At 72.0% G+C, this 2,553-nt stretch carries 2 protein-coding genes; both read right to left on the bottom strand.

Going from position 1 to position 2,553, the window contains the following annotated elements; translation table 11 throughout:
* Window positions 1–112: 112 nt before the first annotated feature.
* Window positions 113–1,249: a tRNA guanosine(34) transglycosylase Tgt gene (gene tgt / locus FV222_RS22800; protein WP_147815713.1), complete on the bottom strand. Its 1,137-nt coding sequence runs from the start codon at window positions 1,247–1,249 to the stop codon at window positions 113–115.
* 268 nt (window positions 1,250–1,517) lie between these two features.
* On the bottom strand, window positions 1,518–2,553 hold a 1,036-nt coding region (gene queA, locus FV222_RS22795; RefSeq protein WP_147815712.1), incomplete at its 5' end, for a tRNA preQ1(34) S-adenosylmethionine ribosyltransferase-isomerase QueA.

The following is a 2,553-nucleotide window of genomic DNA, read 5'->3' as shown; positions in this document are numbered from 1 at the left end:
GCGGGCCTGCAGGCGGCGGCCGAGGCGGGCGCGGACGCCCCCGACGGCAGCTACCGGGTGCTGGCGCATCCGTGATGCGCGAAAGGCCTTCCGCGAGGCGCATAGACGGCTTTCAGCCGGCGGCGTCGCGCTCGGCCCTGGCCCAGCCCGCGCGGGTCTCCTCGCAGAACGCGTCGAGCCGGCCCTCCGTGATCGCCACGCGCATCCCCGCCATCAGGTCCTGGTAGTAGGCGAGGTTGTTCCAGGTCAGCAGCATCATCCCCAAGATCTCGTCGGAGCGCACGAGATGGTGGAGGTAGGCGCGGGAATACGCGCGCGACGCCTCGCACGCGGAAGCCTCGTCCAGCGGCCGCGTGTCCTCGGCGTGGCGGGCGTTGCGCAGGTTGATCCGGCCGTGGCGGGTGTAGGCGAGGCCGTGGCGGCCGGCGCGCGTCGGCATCACGCAATCGAACATGTCGACGCCGCGTGCAACCGAGCGCATCAGGTCGTCCGGGGTGCCGACGCCCATCAGGTAGCGCGGCTTGGTGCTCGGTAGGTGCGGCTCCACCGTCTCGATCATCGCGAGCATCACCGCCTGCGGCTCGCCGACCGCGAGGCCGCCGATCGCGTAGCCCTTGAGGTCGAGGTCTGCCAAAGCCCGGGCGCTCTCGATCCGTAGCTCCGGCACGTCGCCGCCCTGCACGATCCCGAACATCGCCTTGCCCGGCTGCTCGCCGAAGGCGGTGCGGCAGCGCTCGGCCCAGCGAAGCGACAAGCGCATCGCCTTCTCGATCGCCTCGCGCTCGGCCGGCAGGCGCACGCACTCGTCGAGTTGCATCTGGATGTCGGAGCCGAGCAGGCCCTGGATCTCGATCGAGCGCTCCGGCGACATGTGGTGGGCGGTGCCGTCCACATGCGAGCGGAAGGTCACGCCCTGCTCGTCGAGCTTCCGCAGCGCCGACAGCGACATCACTTGGAAGCCGCCGGAATCGGTGAGGATCGGCCCGTCCCAGCGCATGAAGCGGTGCAGGCCGCCGAGCCGCGCCATCCGCTCGGCGCCGGGGCGCAGCATCAGGTGGTAGGTGTTGCCGAGCACCACGTCGGCGCCGAGGTCGCGCACCTGGCTCGCATACATGGCCTTGACCGTGCCGGCGGTGCCGACCGGCATGAAGGCCGGCGTCCGGATTGTTCCCCGCGGCATGGTGATCACGCCGGTGCGGGCTTGCCCGTCGGTGGCGTGGACGGCGAAGGCGAAGTCTGTGTCGGACATGGCGGGGACGGCTTCCAGATGCTTTCGGATCGCACCTCTCTCCTTCTCCTCGACCGGTCCCTCCGTCATCCCGGGGCTGCGCAGCAGAGCCCGGGATCCAGAGCCGCCGACGATGCCAGGCTGGAACACGACCTGCGGTTCTTGGATCCCGGGCTCGCCTTCGGCGCCCCGGGATGACGGGGAGGGTCTGGAAGCGGAGTCTAAGAGATCGGCGCGTTCGGCGACCTGCTTGCAGGGATGGGAAGAGGCGCGTTCGGCAAAAACCCTATCAGACCGGGGCGGGAAACAGCAGGCTCGAATCGCCGTAGGAGTAGAACCGATAGCCCTGCGCGATCGCGTGGGCGTAGGCGGCGCGCATGGTGTCGAGGCCCGAGAAGGCCGAGACCAGCATGAACAGGGTCGAGCGCGGCAGGTGGAAGTTGGTCATCAGCGCGTCCACCGCGCGGATGCGCGTGCCGGGGGTGATGAAGATCTCGGTCGGGCCGGCGAAGGGGTGGAGCCGCCCCTCCGCGTCGGCGGCGCTCTCCAGCAGGCGGAGCGCGGTGGTGCCCACCGCCACGATCCGTCCGCCGGCCGCCCGCACCGCGTTGAGGGCGTCGGCGGTCGCGGCATCCAGGATGCCGATCTCGGCGTGCATGCGGTGGTCGGCGGTGTCCTCGGCCTTGACCGGCAGGAAGGTGCCGGCCCCGACATGCAGGGTGAGCGTATGGCGGCCGATCCCGGCGGCGTCGCACCGCGCCAGCAGGTCGTCGGAGACGTGCAGGCCGGCGGTGGGGGCGGCGACGGCGCCGGGGTTGCGGGCGTAGACCGTCTGGTAGTCGGTAGCGTCCCGTGCGTCGGTGGGGCGCTTGCCGGCGATGTAGGGCGGCAGCGGCAATTCTCCGACGGCGGCGACGGCCTCGTCGAGGGCCGGCCCGGCGAGGTCGAAGCGCAGGGTGATCTCGCCCCCCTCGCCCTTGGCCGCGACGGTCGCGTCGAGGCCGCCGCGTTCGCAGGGCTCGCTGGCCCCGTGCCGGCCGAAGGCGATGCGGTCGCCGACTGTCAGGCGCTTGGCCGGGCGCGCGAAGGCACGCCAGAGATCGGGCTCCTCGCGCAGGTGCAGCATCACCTCCGTGCGCTGGCCCGGTGCGCCGGGGCGGGTGCGGATGCCGTGGAGGCGCGCCGGGATCACCTGCGTGTCGTTGAAGACCAGGGCGTCGCCCCGGCGCAGCAGGCCGGGAAGGTCGGTGACGCGCGCATCCTCCAGCTCGTCGCGGTGAGAGCCTCCGCCGGGGCGCACGACGAGCAGGCGTCCGGCGCCGCGC

Source organism: Methylobacterium sp. WL103, assembly GCF_008039885.1.
Taxonomy (GTDB): Bacteria; Pseudomonadota; Alphaproteobacteria; order Rhizobiales; family Beijerinckiaceae; genus Methylobacterium; species Methylobacterium cerastii.
Note: the sequence above shows the minus strand (reverse complement) of the source record. Positions and strands in the feature narration are given on the sequence as shown.